A 17693-nucleotide genomic window follows, 5' to 3' on the forward strand; every position below is an offset into this window, starting at 1 on the left:
GGTCAGAGCGGACGTCGGGCGAGGACGGTGTGCAGGATGCCCCGCTGCCAGCCGCCGGCCGTCGTCCAGGTGATGTCGGTGAGACCGGCACGCTCGAGCCGCGCCTGCAGCTCTGCGGTGGAGTCGTTGCGCAGCACGCTTCGCCACAGGTACCGGTAGATCGCGGGGTTGCCGCGCACCGCCACGGACAGCGGCGTGACGACGCCCCAGCAGACGGCGCTCCAGACGGCCTCGGCCGTCCGCGAGCCCTTCACGTGGTAGTCCTGCAGCGCGATCCAGCCGCCGGGGCGCACCTGGTCGGCGATGGCCGCGACCACGTCGTCACGCTGCTCCTGCGGCACGTTGCGCAGCAGGTAGGCCGCGAACGCACCGTCGGCCGGGCCGTCGAGCTGGACCGCGGCCACACCGGGCAGGTCCTGGGCCCGCGCCTGCACGAAGCTGACGTGGTCGGGCCAGTCCTTCTCCTGCGCCTGGGCGAGCATCCCGGCCGACGCGTCGAGGCCCACGATGCGGGCGCCCGGTCCGGCGGCGTCGACCAGGGCCCGGGTGGAGAGGCCCGAGCCACAGCCGAGGTCCCACAGCGTCGGCGCCGTGCCCGTGACCGGCAGGCTCAGCACCAGTCGGCGCGCGGCGTCGCGCAACGCGTCGACGTAGCCGGGGTTGAGCGAGGTGAGCAGGTCGTAGCGGGGCGCGGCGCGGTCGAACTCGTCCGCGAGCAAGGTCCCAGAGGTCGGCTCCACCCGCCCAGCCTACGGGGGTTCGCCCCTCAGGACCGGCGGGAGTACGCCCGCATGGTGAGCGGCCCGAACACGGCCACGAACACGCCCGAGATCACGAGGACCGTGACGATGGACCCGCCGTGCGGATCGCCGACCATGAGGCTGCGGACCGCGTCGACGAGGATCGAGACCGGGTTGTTCTCGACCGCCGGCTGCAGCCAGTCGGGCATCGTCTCGATGGGCACGAACACGTTCGACAGGAACGTCAGCGGGAACAGGACCATCATCGAGACCCCCATCACCGACTCCGGGCTGCGCAGCTTCATGCCGAGCAGCGTCCAGATCCAGCTGACGCTGAAGCAGAACACCAGCAGGAGCAGGACGGCCGCCACCACGCCCACGAGACCGCCGGGCGGCCGGTACCCGATGAGCATCGTGACCACCAGGATCACGACCGAGGCCATCGTGTAGCGCAGGGTGTCGCCGAGCAGGGCCCCGACCATGAGCGACGGACGCCAGACCGGGAGGGACCGGATGCGGTCGAAGACGCCCTTCTTGATGTCGTTGTTGATGGTCATGGCCGTGTACATGGTGATCATGACGACGGTCTGCACGAGGATGCCCGGCGCCAGGTACTCCAGGTACTCACCGGTGGACCCGGCGATCGCGCCGCCGAAGATGTAGGTGAACATCAGCGTGAACAGGATCGGGAACATCGTCACGTCGAACAGCTGCTCGGGCACGTGCTTGATCTTGAGCAGGGCCCGGTGCGTGAAGATCAGCGACGAGCCCAGCGGGCCCACCGGCTCGGGGCGCTCGCTGCTGCCGACCGCCTCGCGGACCTTGGCGTCCATGGTGGTGCTCATGCCGGGACCTCCGTCGTGTCGGGCTCGACGTCGGTGACGTGCTCGCCGGTGAGGGCGAGGAACACCTCGTCGAGGCTGGGCTGGCCGAGCGAGAACTCCGAGACCGCGATGCCCTGCTTGGCGACGCGCACGAGGGCATCGGGGACGCCCTGCGGCGACGGCACCGAGAACGACAGGGCGTAGGGGTCCTTCTCGAGCACGGCCTCGGCGTCGAGGGTCGCGGCCAGGACCGACGCGGCACGCTCGCGGTCGGCCTGGTCGGCCACCCGCACCTTGAGCGCCCCCGCTCCCACGGACGCCTTGAGCTCACCGGTCGTGCCCTCGGCGATCACCGTGCCGCGGTCGATCACGGCGATCCTGTCGGCCAGCTGGTCGGCCTCGTCGAGGTACTGGGTGGTGAGGAGCACCGTGGTGCCGGCGGACACGAGGGCCCGCACGATGTCCCACACCTGGTTGCGGCTGCGCGGGTCGAGACCGGTGGTGGGCTCGTCGAGGAACATCAGCTCGGGTCGCACCACGATGCTGCCGGCGATGTCGATGCGTCGACGCATGCCGCCGGAGTAGGCCTTGACCTGGCGCCCCGCGGCGTCGGTGAGGTCGAAGGCGTCGAGCAGCTGGTGGGCGCGGTCGCGGGCCGCAGCACCGCGGTACCCGTACAACCGGGCCAGCATGACCAGGTTCTCCAGACCCGTGAGGTCCTCGTCGAGCGAGGCGAACTGACCGGTCATGGCCACCTTCGATCGCACCGCGGCCGACTCGGCGACGACGTCGTGGCCGAGCACCTCGGCCCGACCGCCGTCGGGCTTGATGAGCGTGGCGAGCATGCGGATGGTGGTGGTCTTGCCGGCTCCGTTGGGCCCGAGCACGCCGTAGACGCCTCCGGCCGGGATCTGCAGGTCGACACCGTCGACCGCTCGGTTCTCGCCGAAGAGCTTGACGAGGCCCTCGGTACGGATCGCTGTGGTCATGGCGACATCGTGCCACGTGTTACTGACAGGAATACAGACCTGGACTCGTGAGGTGCCCGACGGCCAGGGGACAGCACGAGGCCCGGACCCCCTGGAGGAGGGTCCGGGCCTCGCGTCGATCAGTCGTCGGCGTGGTCGCTCACGTCGGGCTCACGACCGCGCCTCGATCACCTCGGGTGATCGGGACTCGATGATCAGGCCGGGGGCATGAGCACCGTGTCGATGAGGTACACCGTGGCGTTGGCGGTCTTGACGCCACCACAGATCACACCGGCCTGGTCGCCGACGCGGATGTTGTCGCCCTCGCCGGTGATGGTCAGCTCGGCGCCGTTGACGGTCTTGAAGGTGCCGTCGATGTCGGCGGGAGCGATCTGGTTGGGGATGACGTGGTAGGTCAGGACCGACTCGAGCGTCTTGGCGCCCTCGGGGGTGCCGAGCGTCTTGACGGTCTCCTCGGGCAGCTTGCCGAAGGCGTCGTCGACCGGCGCGAACACGGTGAACTCGCCACCGTTGAGGGTGTCGACCAGGTTCACGTCGGGGTTGAGCTCACCGGAGACGGCCGCGACGAGCGTCTTCAGCAGCGGGTTGTTGCTGGCGGCGGTGGCCACCGGGTCCTGGGCCATGCCCTCGACCGAGCCGGCGCCGTCCGGCACCTGCGCGGCGTAGTCGGCGCAGCCCGGGCCGACGAGGTCGGAACCGGCGTCGGACGCGTCCTCGGACGCGGGCGCCGAGGTCTCGTTGTCGGACGAGGAAGCGGCGTCGTCATCGCTCGAGCCGCAGGCCGCAGTGAACAGGGACAGCGAGGCCACGGCGGTGATCGCGAGGGTCTTGCTCTTGGTCGTCGTGCGCATGTTTCTTCTCCTTGGTTGGGTGTTTCCTGCTACTCGACGCGGAACCTGACGTTGTGCCAGCCGGTCGATCCGTCCGGTGCGATGGGCACCCGGTCGGAAGTCTGTGTGGTGCCGTCGGCGTCGGTCGCACGCACGGTCACCTGGTGGGTCCCCTCGGTGGCGTCCTCCCACGTCCAGGACCACTGTCGCCACGTGTCGACGCCGTCGCGGTCCGCGAGCTCGACGTCCTGCCAGTCGCCGTCGTCGATCTTGACCTCGACGCGCTCGATGCCCACGGTCTGCGCCCAGGCCACGCCGCCGATGCGGACGTTGTCGCGGGGCAGCGCCTGGAAGGCCTTGGGGACGTCGATGCGGGACGACAGCTTGATCGGCGCCTCCTCGGAGTAGCCGCGCGTCGACCAGTAGGCCTTGAAGTCCGAGAACTTCGTGACCTCGATGTCGACGAGCCACTTCGTGGCGGAGACGTAGCCGTAGAGGCCGGGGACGACCATGCGGACGGGGAAGCCGTGCTCGAGCGGCAGCGGCTCGCCGTTCATGCCGACCGCGATCAGCGCACCACGGTCGGTGTCGGTGAGCGCCTCGAGCGGGGTGCCGATGGTCATGTCGTCGGCGCTGGTGGTCTTGACGGCGTCGGCGCCGTCCTTGACCCCGGCGCGGGCCAGGAGCTCGGCCACGGGGATGCCCAGCCAGGCCGCGTTGCCCACGTAGGGGCCGCCGACCTCGTTGGAGACGCAGGTCAGGGTGATGCGGCGCTCCACGAGGCGCTCCTTGAGCAGGTCCTCGAAGGAGAGGTTGAGCTCCTGGTCGACCATGCCGTGGATGCGGAGGTTGAACGTGCTCGCGTCGACCTGCGGCACGCGCAGGGCGGTGTCGATGCGGTAGAAGTCCTTGTTCGGCGTCACGTAGGGGCTGATCCCCTTCAGCTCCACCTGGGCGCCGGCCGGCACCGCGCTGGCCGGTACGGCAGCCTTCGGGAGCTTGACCGAGGCACGGGACTCACGACCGGCACTGGAGCCGAGGAAGCGGGTGACGCCGCCGCCGATCGCCATGACGGCGCTGGCGGCCAGGACGACCTGCAGGAAGGCGCGGCGGTCGAAGCCGGCGGGCGTCTCGTCACCGACCTTCGGCGCGAGCTCGAGTGCGCTGAGGAAGCGCATCAGGAGGAACACGCTCACGACGAGGGTGACGGCGGAGGGGATGGCGGTGACGACGACGTTGGCCGTCGAGGTGCGGTCGAGGACCGCGGTCAGGAGAGCGACGATCCCCAGCAGCGCCGTGATGCCGAGGGCGAGCCGCGGCCGACGCAGGCCCAACCAGCCGGCGACGGCCGCGGCGACCAGGAGGGTCACGGCGACGCCGCCGATGAGCACGGGCTTGTCGTTCGTCCCGAACTGCTCGATGGCGAATTCCTTGAGCGGACGGGGCACCAGGTCGATCACCCGGTTGCCGACCGACTCGATCGGCGTCGGGACGCCCAGCAGAGTGGCGACGCCCGATCCGGCTGCGACGCCTGCGACCGCAGCGAGCAGGCCCGACACGGCACCGGTCCACCACGGAGCGGTGGCCCGCGTGGTCTGGGTGGCGATCGAGTGGCTCATGCACGTGATTCGGGACCGTGACGGGCCTGGATGGGTCCAGATACAAGAAAGTGTTCACGTCGGCGTGTCGTGAACAAGATCGCGTGTCACTCGCAGTTACCTTCGGCCGCCGGTTTCCCCTGCGCTCCCAGGGTTCCTAGGCTGTCGTCATGACCACGCGCGAGGGAGTGCAGTTCCGGTCCGAGAGCACGTCCGCCACGGCGAGGGAGGTCCTGGCCGATGCGCTGCGGCCCGCCGATCCGGTCGGTGCGCGCGCCGTCGAGCACGAGACGGCCTGGCGGCGGCAGTACCTCCAGCACTTCCGCCGGGCCGTGGAGGCCGGCGTCGGGGATGCGGCGGCTGCGCGATCGATCGCGGCCGAGGGGCTGCGCAGCGCGCATGCGGCCATGCGGTTCGACGACGTCGCCCTCGACGAGGCCCTGGCGGTGACGCCGCTGGACCAGGTGCTCAGCACGACCACCGTCCAGGGCGAGGCGGAGCCGGAGACCGAGCTGACCGTGCCCTACCGCGGCGAGAGGCTGGGGGGCGACGCCCTCCTTCGCCAGCTGGACGACTGGCTGGACCGTGGTGTGGTCACGCCGTCGTGCGCGGACGCGGTGCGCACCGTGCAGGCGAACCCCGACTGGCTGCGGCTCGAGGGCGACCTCGTCGTCGTGCTCGGGGCGGGGGCCGAGATGGGTCCGTACCGCGCGCTGCAGCGGTGGGGTGCCGAGGTGGCCGCCGTCGACCTGCCCCGCGCCGACGTGCAGGGCCGCATCGCCGAGGTCGCGACGGGCGGGGCGGGCCGCGTGCACGTGCCCAGTCGGATCGTGACCCACGGTCGACCCGACGGTGGGAGCGACGTCGGCGCGGACCTGGTGCGCGAGCTGCCGGCCCTCGCCCACTGGCTGGGCTCCTTCGAGTCCCGCGTCGTGCTGGGCAACTACTGCTACGCCGACGGCGGGCAGCACGTCCGGGTCTCGATGGCCGCGGACGCGCTCGCGGACCACCTGGTGCGAGAGCGCCCCGACACCGCGCTGGCCTTCCTGGCCACACCCACCGACGTGTTCGCCGTCGGTGCCGACGACGTGGCGAGGTCGGAGGCGGCGTACCGCGCCGGCCGGTTCGGTCGGATGGCTCGCCACGCCACACGCGTGGCGAGCGGCGGACGGCTCCTGCAGCGGAACTACCCGCCCGGCGCCGACCCGGGCATCTGCGACGCCCTCGTCCCGCAGCAGGGTCCCAACTACGCGTTCGCCAAGCGGCTGCAGCGCTGGCGTGCCACGACCGCTCGCGCCGCCGGCACCACGGTGTCGCTCAACGTGGCACCGGCCACCCGCACGCGGTCGGTCGTGAAGAACAAGGCCCTGGCGGCGGCCTACGCCGGCGCGCACCGCTTCGGCGTCGAGATCTTCGACCCCGCCACGTCGAACACCCTGATGGCCGCGCTCCTGGTCCACGACCTCCGCGCCGGCCTGCCCGCCGAGGCCGAGCCGTGGCAGGACGAGGCTCGCGGCGCCGCCCACGGCGGACTCTGGACGGCGGCCTACCACCCCCGCTCCGCCCTCGGCCTCGCCGCGGTGCTGGGCGTGGGGGCGCTGCGGGGGTGAGCCTGGGGTCGACCTGCGGCTGGGCTCGCTGGGTGGGGCTCGACCTGGGGTGCGCTGGCTCGGCTGGGTCTCGTCCTGCGGCTGCGCCTCCTCGGCTGGGTCTGGACTTGCGGCCGCGCTGCTCCGCCCGGGTCTCGGCTCGGTCTCCGAAAGGGGCCTTGACCGGCGGACGGGCTCCCGCTCGGCCGAGCCCCGGTGCCGCGGGCCGGTCCTGGGCCGTCGGAGGTAGGTCTCGCACCGAACCAGGCCGTCAGAGATAGGTCTCGCACCTCATCGGGCCGTCAGAGGTAGGTCTCGCACCTCAAACCGCCCGCATGCGGTGCGTCTCCTACCTCCCACTGCCCAAGACGGGTGAGAGGTAGGTAGCGCGCGGAATCGGAGCGTCAGAGGTAGAGGGCCCGCGGTATGGAGGTCTGTATCCGCGCGCCACCCACCTCCGCCCGGCGGATAACGCGTGCCACCTACCTCTCACGGCCCGCGCCCGGCGGATAACGCGCGCCACCTACCTCTGACGGCCCCAACCGACACACGACGAGGCAACGAGACGGTCAGGACGCCCCGAACGCACCATCGACGTCCCCGCGCCCCGAGAACCCAGGCCGAGCACGCACCCCACCGCCGGTCGAGGCCCCTTTCGGAGCGCAGGTCGACGAGGAGCCGAGGCAGCGCAGCCGCAGGACACGACCCAGCCGAGCAGTCGCAGCCGCACGACGAGACCCGCCCGAGCAGCGCAGCCGCACGACGAGACCCACCCGAGCAGTGGCGCCGCAGGACCAGACCCACCCGCCGAGGCGCAGCCGCAGGGCGGAGTCAGAGCCGCAGCTCGGCCGCCTCGTCCAGCGACGCGCGGGAGGTGCGGTAGGAGGCGGTGGGGTGGTCGAGGTCGGGGTGGCCGAAGGAGATGCCGCACACCACCTGACGGTCGTCGTCGAGGTCGAACCACTCCCGCAGCAGCTCCGAGCGCATGGCCAGGGCCGCCTGCGCGCAGGCGCCGAGACCGAGGGCCTGGGCCGCGAGCAGGAAGGACTGCACGTACAGACCGCAGTCGATCGCGCCGTACACGCCGAGCGAGCGGGTCGTGGTGACGATCGCGACGTGCGGGGCGCCGAAGAACTCGAAGTTGCGCATCGTCTGGGCGGCGGACCCGGCCCGGTCGCCCTTCACCACGCCGACCGCCTCGTACAGCTGCCAGCCCGACTCGCGCCGACGCTCGGCGTACACGCCCTCGTAGGACTCCGGGAAGGTCAGGTCGGGGCCGAAGCGCTCGTCGTCGGCCATGGCCTGCTTGAGCCGCTCGGTCTCGCCTCCGGCGGTCACCACCACGTGCCACGGCTGCGTGTTGCACCACGACGGGGTGCGCTGCGCGGCGGTCAGCAGCCGCTCGATGGTGGCCGCCTCGACCGGTTCGTCGGTGTATCCGCGGCAGCTCCAGCGCTCCTCCAGGAGCGCCTCGAGGGCCTCGATCCGGCTCTCGCTCATCGGCCCACGAACCCGGCGGCGCGCTTGTCCAGGAACGCCTGGATGCCTTCCTTCGAGTCCGCCGTGTCGGCGAGCTCCCGCTGCAGGCGCAGCTCGCGGTCCAACGTCTCGTCGAGGTGGCGCAGCGTGTTGGCGGCGATGGCCTGCTTGGTGGCGGCGTACGCGGCCGTGGGGCCGTTGGCCAGCTTCGCGACCAGCTCGGCCACCTGCTCGGCGTAGTCGTCGCCGCAGCACCGGTCGATGAGTCCCATCTGCGCCGCCTCGGCGGCCGGGAGCCGCTCGCCCAGCAGCGAGAGGCGGTTGGCCCGGGCCCGACCCACCGACGCGGCGAGCAGCTCGGTCGCCCCGCCGTCGGGCATGAGGCCGATGTTGACGAACGCCTGCAGGAAGTAGGCCGACTCGTGGGCGACGGTCACGTCGGCGGCCAGCGCCACTGACATCGCGATGCCGGCGGCGGGGCCGTTCACCGCGGCCACGACCGGGCGGTCCGTCGAGACCAGTGCGCGCACGAGCCGGTTGCCGTTCTCGTGCGTGCCGCCCCGCTCGAGCCGACGCAGGTCCGCGCCGGCGCTGAAGGCACGGCCCGCGCCGGTCACCACGACGACGCGGGCGTCGGTGGTCTCGACGGCCTCGGCGGCCCTCTCGAGCATGGCCCCGTCGAGCGCGTTCATGACGTCGGGACGGTTGAAGGTGATCGAGAGGATGCCCTCGGTGGTGTCGAGCAGCAGCTCGGTGCTGGTCGGGTCGCTCGTCACGGGCGTCTCCATTCTCCGATGATGGCCTGCACGGCGGCGGTGAGCGCCAGCGGCTGGTCGAGCATCACGTGGTGCCCGGAGTCTCGCACGACCGTCACCGGCACGTGCCCGCCGAGCCGTTCGGCGACGGCGTCGGTGATGTCCGACGTGGCCATCCCGCGGTCTCCGCGCAGGAGCGCCACCGGGCAGGCCGCCTCGGCGAGCTCCTCGGGCTCCATGCGCGACCGCAGGAAGATGCGTGGGTCGAACTTCCAGCGCCACCCCCCGGGCTCCCCGTCGGACGCCGGGACCTCGCGCACGGATCCCTCGGCGATGTGGCGGTGCACGAAGTCGAGCGTGGCGTCGTCGGCCGGGAGCGTGCGGAACCGGGCGAGGATCGCCTCACGATCGGGGTGCAGCTTGGGGGCGGGGATGACGCCGTGCGAGGCGATCCACGCTCGCGCCTCGCTCGACATCTCGCGGACCGGCGAGTCGATCGCGACGGCCCCGGCCAGTGCGGCGCCGTGGTCCCGGGCGGTGGTGAGGGCCACGAACCCGCCCATGCTGTGGCCGACGACGGCAGGGGGACGGGTGCTGCCCTGCGCCCGCGCGACGGCCATGACCTCGGCCGCCCAGGTCTCGAGCGCGTAGACGTCGCGGTGGTCGCTGTCCCCGTGCCCGCTCAGGTCCAGGGCGACGACGCGTCCGTCGAGCAGCGGCCCGACGTGGTCCCACCAGCCCGCGTGCGCGGCGCCGCCGTGCACGAGCACCGTGACGGGCTCGTCGACCGGGCCCCACGCCCGGTAGGTGATGCGCACGCCGTCGACGTCGACCGTGGCGTGCTCGGGCTGCTCCGCCAGGGCGGCCGTGAACCAGGCCGGTACGTCCTGCGCCATCGGTGCCGCCACCTCCAGAGAAACAATCAACCTTGACTGTTCTTGTCGTCCCCAGCACGATAGCGAGGACGCACGTCCACGACGAGAGGACCCCCGATGAGCCTGGCCGGAACGACGATGATCATGTCCGGAGGCAGCCGAGGCATCGGGGAGGCCATCGCGGTGCGCGCCGCCCGCGACGGCGCGAACGTGGTGCTGCTCGCGAAGACGTCCGAGCCGCACCCCAAGCTGCCCGGGACGATCCACACCGCTGCCGCCGCCATCGAGGAGGCCGGCGGCCGTGCGCTGCCGCTCGTGGGTGACATCCGCGACGACGCCTTCGTCGAGGAAGCCGTGGCCCGGGCCGTGGAGACGTTCGGCGGCATCGACCTGGTCGTCAACAACGCCAGCGCGATCGACCTGTCCCGCACCGAGGACATCTCGATGAAGAAGTACGACCTCATGACGCAGATCAACGCACGCGGCTCGTTCCTGCTGTCCAAGCTGTGCATCCCCCACCTGCGTGCGTCGGCGAACCCCCACGTGCTCACGCTCAGCCCGCCGATCAGCCTCGACCCGAAGTGGTTCGGCACGTTCACCGCCTACGCGATCGCCAAGTACGCCATGAGCCTCGTGACCCTGGGCCTGGCCGAGGAGCTGCGCGAGGACGGCGTCGCGTGCAACTCGCTGTGGCCACGCACGGCGATCGACACCGCCGCGGTGCGCAACGTGGTGGGCGCCGGGCTGGAGACCAGCTCCCGCACGCCGGCGATCATGGCCGACGCCGCCCACGCGATCCTCACGCGACCCAGCCGGGAGTGCACGGGGAACTTCTTCATCGACGACGAGGTCCTCGAGGCCGAGGGCGTCACCGACCTGTCGATCTACCTGAACGGCGGTCGCGAGGAGGACCTGGCGCTCGACTTCTGGGTGGAGCCGAAGGGCCCGCACGACCCCGCCAAGCGTCTGTAGCCCGTCGGCGGACGATCCGGTTCAGCAGCCGTCGCGCACGAGGCCGGGCTGCCCGCCCTTGGTGACCTCGACGAACGTCACGCGGTCGTCGTCGGCCAGCTGGTCGGGCGTCGTGTCGAACAGGAAGCCGATCCAGCTCGCGTCGTTGCTCTCGCGCACGAACACCCCGGTCTGGCCGTAGCCGGCATCCTGCGGGTCGCTCGCGACGGACCTCAGCTGGGCCCACGTGGTGCCGACACCGAAGCCGGACCGCGTGTGGGGGCCGGGCTGGCGGACGCCGACCGACAGGACGTCGCCGTTCTCGGCGGTCTGCAGGTCGACGGTGTTCACGTACTCGTCGCGCCACGTGAGGGGGCGCACGGGACAGCCGTCGACGGGCGCGGGGACGTCGGCCACGAAGTAGCCGGTGGCGAGCGCCTGCGCCTTCGTCATGCCCGCCCTCACCGGACCGACCGCACCGGGGGTGATGAGGAGGTCCGACGGCGGCAGCAGACCCGCACCTGCCTCGGGCACCCCCTGATCGCCCCCGCCTGACTCGACGGTCGGCGCTGCCGCGGCAGGCTCGGTCTCCTCCTTCTTCTCCTCCGCCGTCGGCAACGGAGTCGGGGAGGCCGACGCGCGTGGCGTGTCGCGGCCGGCGGTGTCGTCGCCACCGACGGCCGCGGCGACCGCCCCGGTGGCGACACCCAGCACCACGGCTCCGGCGAGCAGCGAGAGAGCGAGCTTGGTCTGCATCATGAGCGTGCGTCCTTCGGTGAGGGGATCTGCACCATCAGATGCCGTCCGGACCCGAAAGGTTGTCCGGACCGGGCGGTGGGTCCTGGCCGAGCCGCTCGCGCAGGTAGCGGCGGGCGGTGTGGATGCGTGCCTTGACCGTGCCGAGCGGCGCGTCGGTGAGGGCGGCGACCTCGTCGTAGGGGAGCGTCCCGAGGTCGCGCAGCACGAACGCATCGACGGCGGACGGGTGCTCGCGCTCGAGGTGCTCCAGGGCGTCGAGCAGGTCGAGCCGCGTGCCTGCGATGACGCTCGTCGTGCGAGGGTCGGGCGCGTCGGGCACGAGGTCGGTGGAGCCCTCGTCGAAGCGACGCCGCATGGAGCGGTAGGCCTGGCGCGCCGTGTTGGACGCGACGACGGTGACCCACCCGACGAACGAGCCGCGGCCGGCGAAGGTGTGGAGCTTCTGCGCCACCACGAGGAGCGCCTCCTGCGCGGCCTCCTCGGCGTCGCCGGAGTACGGCAGGAACTTCGAGCAGCGCCGGAGCACGAGCGGACGCAGGTGCGCGAGCAGGTCCTCCATGGCGTCGGCGTCGCCGGCCTGGGCCCGCGCCACGAGCTCGAGCAGCTGGTCGTCCTCCATGGATCCCCCTTGCTCGTCTGCCGTCCACGGCCCGGCACCCCCGCCGGGCTCACCGCCGGGGGCCACGCCAGCGACCATACTGTCCCGTGATGAGGCAGATCGGGAGGTACCGGCTCGACGCGGTCCAGGGGTCGGGCGCGTTCGCCACGGTGTGGCGGGGCTACGACACCGAGCTCGAGGTGCCGGTGGCGGTGAAGGTGCTGGCGGAGAACTGGGCCCACCACGCCGACGTGCGCGAACGCTTCCTGGCCGAGGCGCGTCTGCTGCGACGGCTCGAGAGCTCCCGCGTCGTGCGGGTGCACGACATCGGCACCGAGACGTTCGACGGGACCGACCGGCCCTACTTCGTCATGGACTTCGCCGGGGGCGGCTCGCTCGACGCGGTGGCCGACGGGTCGCTCGCGCCGGCTGAAGCGGTGCGCCTGGCCGTCGAGGGTTGCCGGGCGGTGCACGTGCTGCACGCGGCGGGTGTGGTGCATCGGGACGTGAAGCCGGGCAACCTCCTGGTCGCCGACGACGGCCGCGTGCTGGTGGCCGACCTCGGCAGCGTGAAGCGGCTGGCGGAGGCCACCGGGTTCACCGTGACCACCGGGACGCCGGCGTACATGGCGCCGGAGCAGGCGTCGGGCGGACGCATCGACGCCCGCACCGACGTGTACGCGCTCGCGGTCGTGACCTTCGTCCTCGTCACGGGTGCGCTCCCCTTCGACGTGCCCGACGCCGCCGCCGTCCTGCGACGCTCCGAGGGCGAACGGCCCCGTGGTCTCGCCCGGACCCGCGGCGCGGCCGCCTCCCCCTTGCTGTCGCGGCTCGACGCCGTGCTGGACCGCGCCCTGTCACGCGACCCGGACCACCGGCACGCGTCGGCCGAGGCGCTCGCCGTCGAGCTGGAGCGGGTGACGTCGGGGCACCGCCCGCGTCGTCGGCCGGGCTGGCCGACGTGGGTGGTGGTGCCGGCCGCGCTGCTGCTGTTCGCCGCTGCTGCCACCGCCACCTGGTACGGCCTGCGCTGACCTACTGCGTGTCGACGGGCGTGCCCAGCTCGACCGTGCGGCTCACCGTGCAGAGCCGGTCGTGGGACTTGGCGATCGCGTCGGAGAGCCGGCCGGCCGCCTTCGCGCCCTCCTCGTCCTCGCCGAACGCCACGTCGAAGCGCACCTGTAGATCGTCCATCCGGTTGCCGTCGTCGTCGCGGACCTTCTCGCCCGAGGCCGTCACCGCGAACCGCTCCGGCTCGGTCCGCTTGGTGGTGATGAGGTCGACGTCGATGGCCGTGCAGCCCGCGATCGCGGCCAGCAGCAGCTCGACGGGCGTGAAGTCGTCGCCGGAGCCGTCGCCGATCACCATCTGCCCGCCCCGGGCGTTGGTGACGCGGTAGCGGCCGCGGTCGAGTCGTTCCAGGCCCACCTGACGGTGCTGTTCGGTCGCGGACGCATCACTCATGGGACCATCCTGCAACAGGGGTGGGAGCCCCGGGAACGAGGACGTGATGCGCACGATCGGGATGCTCGGCGGGATGAGCTGGGAGTCGACGGCGGAGTACTACCGGCTCGCCAACGTGCTCGTCCGCGAGCGGCTCGGGGGCGTGCACTCCGCTCGCGTCCTGCTCGACTCGCTCGACTTCGCCGACGTCGAGACCCTCCAGTCCACGGACCGCTGGGAGGAGGCCGGCGCGCTCCTCGCCGACCGAGCGCAGCGGCTGGAGCAGGCGGGTGCAGAGCTGCTGCTGCTCTGCACCAACACGATGCACAAGGTCGTCGACGTCGTCGAGGCCGCCGTGACGGTGCCCGTGCTGCACATCGCCGACGCGGCCGCCGAACGGGTGCGGCACGCCGGACTGGGCCGGGTCGGCCTGCTCGGCACCGCCTTCACGATGGAGCAGGACTTCTACCGCGAGCGCCTCGCCCGGCACGGCATCGAGGTCCTGGTGCCCGGCGCCGACGACCGCGCGACCGTGCACCGGGTGATCTACGACGAGCTCGTGCGCGGGATCGTCAGCGAGACCTCACGTGCCGCGTACGCCGACGTGATCGGCCGACTGGTGGCCGACGGCGCGGAGGGGATCGTCCTCGGCTGCACCGAGATCGAGCTGCTCGTCTCGGCCGACGACAGTCCGGTGCCGGTCTTCGCGACCACCCGGATCCACGTCGAGACGGCCGTCGAGCGTGCGCTGGCCAGGACTGACTAGTCCATCGGGATCATCTTGGTGCGTTCTCACCGCGTCATCATCGTGTCGTCATACCGTCAAGGAGGGGAGAAGACCAGCACCATCTCGGGAGCCTGACCACATGAGCGTGTACCTGTACGACCTCGACGGAGACGTCATCGCGTTCCGACGCGCCTGGGACGACGAGCACGTGTTCGACACGGCCGGACGCTGGATCGGCTGGATGCCCTGGGAGGGCACCGACGTCGTCGACGCGCGCGGTCACTACCTCGGGTCGGTCGTGGGCGACCGGCTCGTGCGCCGCAACGACTGCGGCAACCGGGTGTGCAGCGCCGACGTCGAGCACCCCGAGCGTGCCGAGCCCTCCGGGCGGCCCACCACGCCGCTGGAGTTCCCCAACCGGTTCGCCTACGACGACGTGGAGCAGCTGCACCGGGCCGGCTGACACCACCGGATAGACCGGTGTGTGACCTCGACCCGCTCGGGATGCCCCGGCGCTCGGGGTCCCCGACGATGGGGACATGACGCTCTCCCTGGTCACCGGTGCCACCGGCTACGTCGGCGGCCGCCTCGTCCCCCAGCTCCTCGACGCCGGGCACGACGTGCGCGTCCTCGTCCGCGACGAGACCAAGGCGCGCGCCCACGCGTGGTCCGAGCGGGTCGACGTCGCCCAGGGCGACGCCACGGAGCCCGAGGACGTGCGCCGCGCCCTCGACGGCGTGGACGTCCTCTACTACCTGCTGCACTCCATCGGCTCGGGCGACGACTTCGCCGAGACCGAGCGCCGCATCGCCCAGAGCTTCGCCGACGAGGCCGCCGCCGCGGGCGTGAGCCGCATCGTCTACCTGGGCGGCATGGACCCCGAGGACGAGCAGCTGTCCGAGCACCTGGCGTCGCGCAAGAAGGTGGGCGAGGTGCTGCTCGCGTCGGGCGTGCCGACGACCGTGCTGCAGGCCGGCATCGTCATCGGCTCGGGCTCGGCGTCGTTCGAGATGCTCCGCTACCTCACCGAGCGGCTGCCCGTGATGGTGACGCCGAAGTGGGTGCACACCCGCATCCAGCCCATCGCCATCCGCGACGTGCTCCGCTACCTCGTCGGCAGCGCCGACATGCCCGCCGACGTGAACCGCGCCTTCGACATCGGTGGACCCGACGTCCTCACCTACTTCGAGATGATGCAGCGCTACGCCGCCGTCGCGGGGCTGCCGAAGCGGCGGGTGCTCCCCGTCCCGATCCTGTCGCCCGGCCTGTCGAGCCACTGGGTCGGCATCATCACCCCCGTGCCCGCGAGCATCGCCCGTCCGCTCGTCGAGTCGCTCAAGAACACCGTCGTCGCGAGCGAGAAGGACATCGAGCAGTACGTGCCCGACCCGCCCGAGGGTCTCATCGGCTTCGACCGTGCCGTCGAGCTCGCGCTCACCAAGATCCAGAACCTCGACGTCCCCACCCGCTGGTCATCGGCGGCGACCGCCGGTGCGCCGTCGGAGCCGTTGCCGTCCGACCCGGACTGGGCGGGCGGCTCCCTGTACAAGGACGAGCGCACGCGCGAGGTCGACGCCTCCCCCCAGTCGCTCTGGACGATCATCGAGGGCATCGGCGGACGCAACGGCTGGTACTCCTGGGCGCTCGCCTGGTGGGTGCGCGGCATCCTGGACCGTCTCGTCGGCGGGCCCGGGCTGCGTCGCGGCCGGCGCAACGACAAGGACCTCGTGGTCGGCGACGCCCTCGACTTCTGGCGCGTCGAGGCCACCGACGACCACGCCTTCCTGCGCCTACGGGCGGAGATGAGGGTGCCGGGGCTGGCCTGGCTGGAGCTGCAGGTGGGCTCGACCGAGGGTGGGAGCACGACGTTCCACCACCGCGCGCTCTTCCACCCCCGTGGTCTGCTCGGGCACGCCTACTGGTGGGCGATCCTGCCCTTCCACGGCATCATCTTCGGCTCCATGCAGCGCAACATCGCGAAGGCCGCGGAGCAGCTCGACGCGGCGAGGACCGCCTGACCCCACCGGCACGGTTGCGCGCCGCAATCGTCGGGTGCAGGATCACCCGGTGAGCCTCTTCCGCACCAAGTCCGTCGAGCGGTCCATCGCCGAGACCGACGAGCCCGACCATCGGCTGAGGAAGGACCTCTCCGCCTGGGACCTCACGGTCTTCGGCGTCGGGGTCATGATCGGCACCGGCATCTTCGTGCTGACCGGCCAGGAGGCCTACCGGAGTGCCGGTCCCGCGATCGTCATCTCCTTCGTCCTCGCCGGCATCGCCTGCGCTCTCGCGGCGGTCTGCTACGCCGAGTTCGCGTCGACCGTGCCCGTCGCGGGCAGCGCGTACACGTTCTCCTACGCGACGCTGGGCGAGCTGATCGCCTGGATCATCGGGTGGGACCTCGTGCTCGAGCTGGCGCTGGGCGCGGCGGTCGTGGCCCGCGGCTGGTCGGCCTACCTCCAGTCGCTCCTCGACCTGCCGACGTGGCTCGCCGGTGACGCGGCCCGTCCCGACTTCGGTGCCATCGCCATCGTCGTCGCCCTCACCGCGCTGGGCGTGCTCGGCACCAAGCTCTCCGGTCGGTTCACGAGCGTGCTCGTCGTGGTGAAGGTCGCCGTGGTGCTGTTCGTGGTCGTCGCCGGCCTGTTCTTCATCAAGGCCTCCAACCTCACGCCGTTCGTGCCGCCGTCGAAGCCCAGCTCGGGCGAGTCGGGGCTGGACTCCACGCTCCTGCAGACGATCTTCGGCGTCGAGCCGACCGTGTTCGGCATCTACGGCATCATCGCCGCCGCCTCCGTGGTGTTCTTCGCGTTCATCGGCTTCGACATCGTCGCGACGTCGGCCGAGGAGACCCGCAACCCGCAGCGCGACATGCCGCGCGGCATCCTGGGCTCGCTCGCGATCGTCACCGTGCTCTACGCGGCCGTCGCGTTCGTCGTCACCGGCATGCTCAAGTACAGCGACGACCGGATGAACACCGCCGCACCGCTGGCCGAGGCGTTCTCGGCCAACGGCCTGGAGTGGGCGAGCAAGATCATCTCCGTCGGCGCGGTGGCCGGGCTCACGACCGTGGTGCTGGTGCTCATGCTCGGCCAGGCCCGCGTGCTGTTCGCCATGTCGCGCGACGGTCTCCTGCCCCAGGGCCTCGCGAAGGTGCACCCGCGCTTCGGCACCCCCTACAAGATCACGATCATCACCGGCGCGTTCGTGGCCGTGCTGGCCGGCTTCGTCCCGCTGTCGGAGCTGAGCAAGCTGGTGAGCATCGGCACGCTGTTCGCGTTCGTGGTGGTCTCGGCGGGCGTCATCGTGCTGCGCCGCACCCGGCCCGACCTCGACCGCTCCTTCCGCGTCCCGGGCGTCCCGCTCGTGCCGATCCTCGCGATCGCCGCGTGCGTCTGGCTCATGGTGAACCTGTCGGTCGAGACCTGGCTGCGGTTCCTCGTGTGGATGGTGCTGGGCGTCGTCCTCTACTTCGTGTACGGCCGCACGCACTCACGCCTGGGTCGTGACGAGGCAGCCGGCAAGGCCGACTAGTC

The 17693-nt window shown here is 71.7% G+C and carries 18 protein-coding genes; 7 read left to right on the top strand and 11 right to left on the bottom strand.

Features of this window, described 5'->3' with window-relative positions:
* Positions 1-2 precede the first annotated feature (2 nt).
* From NBW76_RS01695 to NBW76_RS01715, 5 genes are all read right to left on the bottom strand, one after another.
* On the bottom strand, positions 3-740 hold the full coding sequence (locus tag NBW76_RS01695) for a methyltransferase domain-containing protein (RefSeq protein ID WP_056557050.1): 738 nt from the start codon (positions 738-740) through the stop codon (positions 3-5).
* 26 nt (positions 741-766) lie between these two features.
* Positions 767-1585 (bottom strand): ABC transporter permease, encoded by an 819-nt coding sequence (locus NBW76_RS01700; protein ID WP_055962123.1) that lies wholly within the window; start codon positions 1583-1585, stop codon positions 767-769.
* The gene (locus NBW76_RS01705; RefSeq protein ID WP_056557047.1) at positions 1582-2553 is read right to left on the bottom strand and encodes an ATP-binding cassette domain-containing protein; all 972 of its coding nucleotides are present in this window, start codon (positions 2551-2553) and stop codon (positions 1582-1584) included. Before NBW76_RS01705 ends, NBW76_RS01700 begins: the two co-directional genes overlap by 4 nt.
* Positions 2554-2747: 194 nt before the next feature.
* Complete coding sequence (locus NBW76_RS01710; RefSeq protein WP_055962128.1) at positions 2748-3404, bottom strand: fasciclin domain-containing protein; 657 nt, start codon at positions 3402-3404, stop codon at positions 2748-2750.
* Between the two features lie 29 nt (positions 3405-3433).
* The gene (locus tag NBW76_RS01715) at positions 3434-5002 is read right to left on the bottom strand and encodes a molybdopterin-dependent oxidoreductase (protein ID WP_055962130.1); all 1569 of its coding nucleotides are present in this window, start codon (positions 5000-5002) and stop codon (positions 3434-3436) included.
* Positions 5003-5151: 149 nt separating this feature from the next.
* Between NBW76_RS01715 and NBW76_RS01720 the strand changes: the two genes are divergently transcribed.
* Positions 5152-6591, top strand: a complete 1440-nt coding sequence (locus NBW76_RS01720; RefSeq protein ID WP_055962133.1) for a hypothetical protein — start codon at positions 5152-5154, stop codon at positions 6589-6591.
* Between the two features lie 810 nt (positions 6592-7401).
* Here the strand turns inward: NBW76_RS01720 and NBW76_RS01725 are convergent.
* From NBW76_RS01725 to NBW76_RS01735, 3 genes are read right to left on the bottom strand one after another with little or no spacing between them, the layout of a single operon-like run.
* Positions 7402-8070 (bottom strand): nitroreductase, encoded by a 669-nt coding sequence (locus NBW76_RS01725; RefSeq protein ID WP_056557044.1) that lies wholly within the window; start codon positions 8068-8070, stop codon positions 7402-7404.
* Positions 8067-8837 (bottom strand): enoyl-CoA hydratase-related protein, encoded by a 771-nt coding sequence (locus NBW76_RS01730; RefSeq protein ID WP_082480635.1) that lies wholly within the window; start codon positions 8835-8837, stop codon positions 8067-8069. Before NBW76_RS01730 ends, NBW76_RS01725 begins: the two co-directional genes overlap by 4 nt.
* On the bottom strand, positions 8822-9700 hold the full coding sequence (locus tag NBW76_RS01735; RefSeq protein WP_056557293.1) for an alpha/beta fold hydrolase: 879 nt from the start codon (positions 9698-9700) through the stop codon (positions 8822-8824). The genes NBW76_RS01730 and NBW76_RS01735 overlap by 16 nt, the downstream gene beginning before the upstream one ends.
* A gap of 96 nt (positions 9701-9796) precedes the next feature.
* Between NBW76_RS01735 and NBW76_RS01740 the strand changes: the two genes are divergently transcribed.
* Entirely contained in the window at positions 9797-10651 is an 855-nt protein-coding gene (locus NBW76_RS01740; protein WP_056557041.1) for an NAD(P)-dependent oxidoreductase, read from the top strand.
* A gap of 21 nt (positions 10652-10672) precedes the next feature.
* Here the strand turns inward: NBW76_RS01740 and NBW76_RS01745 are convergent, their stop codons facing one another.
* Positions 10673-11389 carry a hypothetical protein gene (locus NBW76_RS01745; RefSeq protein WP_056557038.1) on the bottom strand — a complete coding sequence of 239 codons (717 nt, stop codon included), beginning with the start codon at positions 11387-11389 and terminating at the stop codon, positions 10673-10675.
* A gap of 34 nt (positions 11390-11423) precedes the next feature.
* A complete protein-coding gene (locus NBW76_RS01750) occupies positions 11424-12008 on the bottom strand; it encodes an RNA polymerase sigma factor (RefSeq protein WP_056557036.1) in 585 nt (194 codons plus the stop codon).
* A gap of 89 nt (positions 12009-12097) precedes the next feature.
* Between NBW76_RS01750 and NBW76_RS01755 the strand changes: the two genes are divergently transcribed.
* Entirely contained in the window at positions 12098-13021 is a 924-nt protein-coding gene (locus NBW76_RS01755) for a serine/threonine-protein kinase (protein WP_055962150.1), read from the top strand.
* A gap of 1 nt (position 13022) precedes the next feature.
* Here the strand turns inward: NBW76_RS01755 and NBW76_RS01760 are convergent, their stop codons facing one another.
* Positions 13023-13451 (bottom strand): OsmC family protein, encoded by a 429-nt coding sequence (locus tag NBW76_RS01760; RefSeq protein WP_056557034.1) that lies wholly within the window; start codon positions 13449-13451, stop codon positions 13023-13025.
* 46 nt (positions 13452-13497) lie between these two features.
* On the opposite strand from NBW76_RS01760, the gene NBW76_RS01765 reads away from it, so the two are divergent.
* The 4 genes from NBW76_RS01765 to NBW76_RS01780 all read left to right on the top strand — a co-directional run bounded on the left by NBW76_RS01765 (position 13498) and on the right by NBW76_RS01780 (position 17691).
* Complete coding sequence (locus NBW76_RS01765) at positions 13498-14196, top strand: aspartate/glutamate racemase family protein (protein ID WP_056557031.1); 699 nt, start codon at positions 13498-13500, stop codon at positions 14194-14196.
* 100 nt (positions 14197-14296) lie between these two features.
* A complete protein-coding gene (locus NBW76_RS01770) occupies positions 14297-14620 on the top strand; it encodes a 4-fold beta flower protein (RefSeq protein ID WP_055962160.1) in 324 nt (107 codons plus the stop codon).
* Between the two features lie 76 nt (positions 14621-14696).
* The gene (locus tag NBW76_RS01775) at positions 14697-16175 is read left to right on the top strand and encodes an SDR family oxidoreductase (RefSeq protein WP_056557028.1); all 1479 of its coding nucleotides are present in this window, start codon (positions 14697-14699) and stop codon (positions 16173-16175) included.
* Positions 16176-16224: 49 nt separating this feature from the next.
* Positions 16225-17691, top strand: a complete 1467-nt coding sequence (locus tag NBW76_RS01780) for an amino acid permease (RefSeq protein WP_082482077.1) — start codon at positions 16225-16227, stop codon at positions 17689-17691.
* Positions 17692-17693: the final 2 nt, after the last annotated feature.

This window comes from Aeromicrobium sp. Leaf245 (genome assembly GCF_942548115.1).
GTDB lineage: Bacteria > Actinomycetota > Actinomycetes > Propionibacteriales > Nocardioidaceae > Aeromicrobium.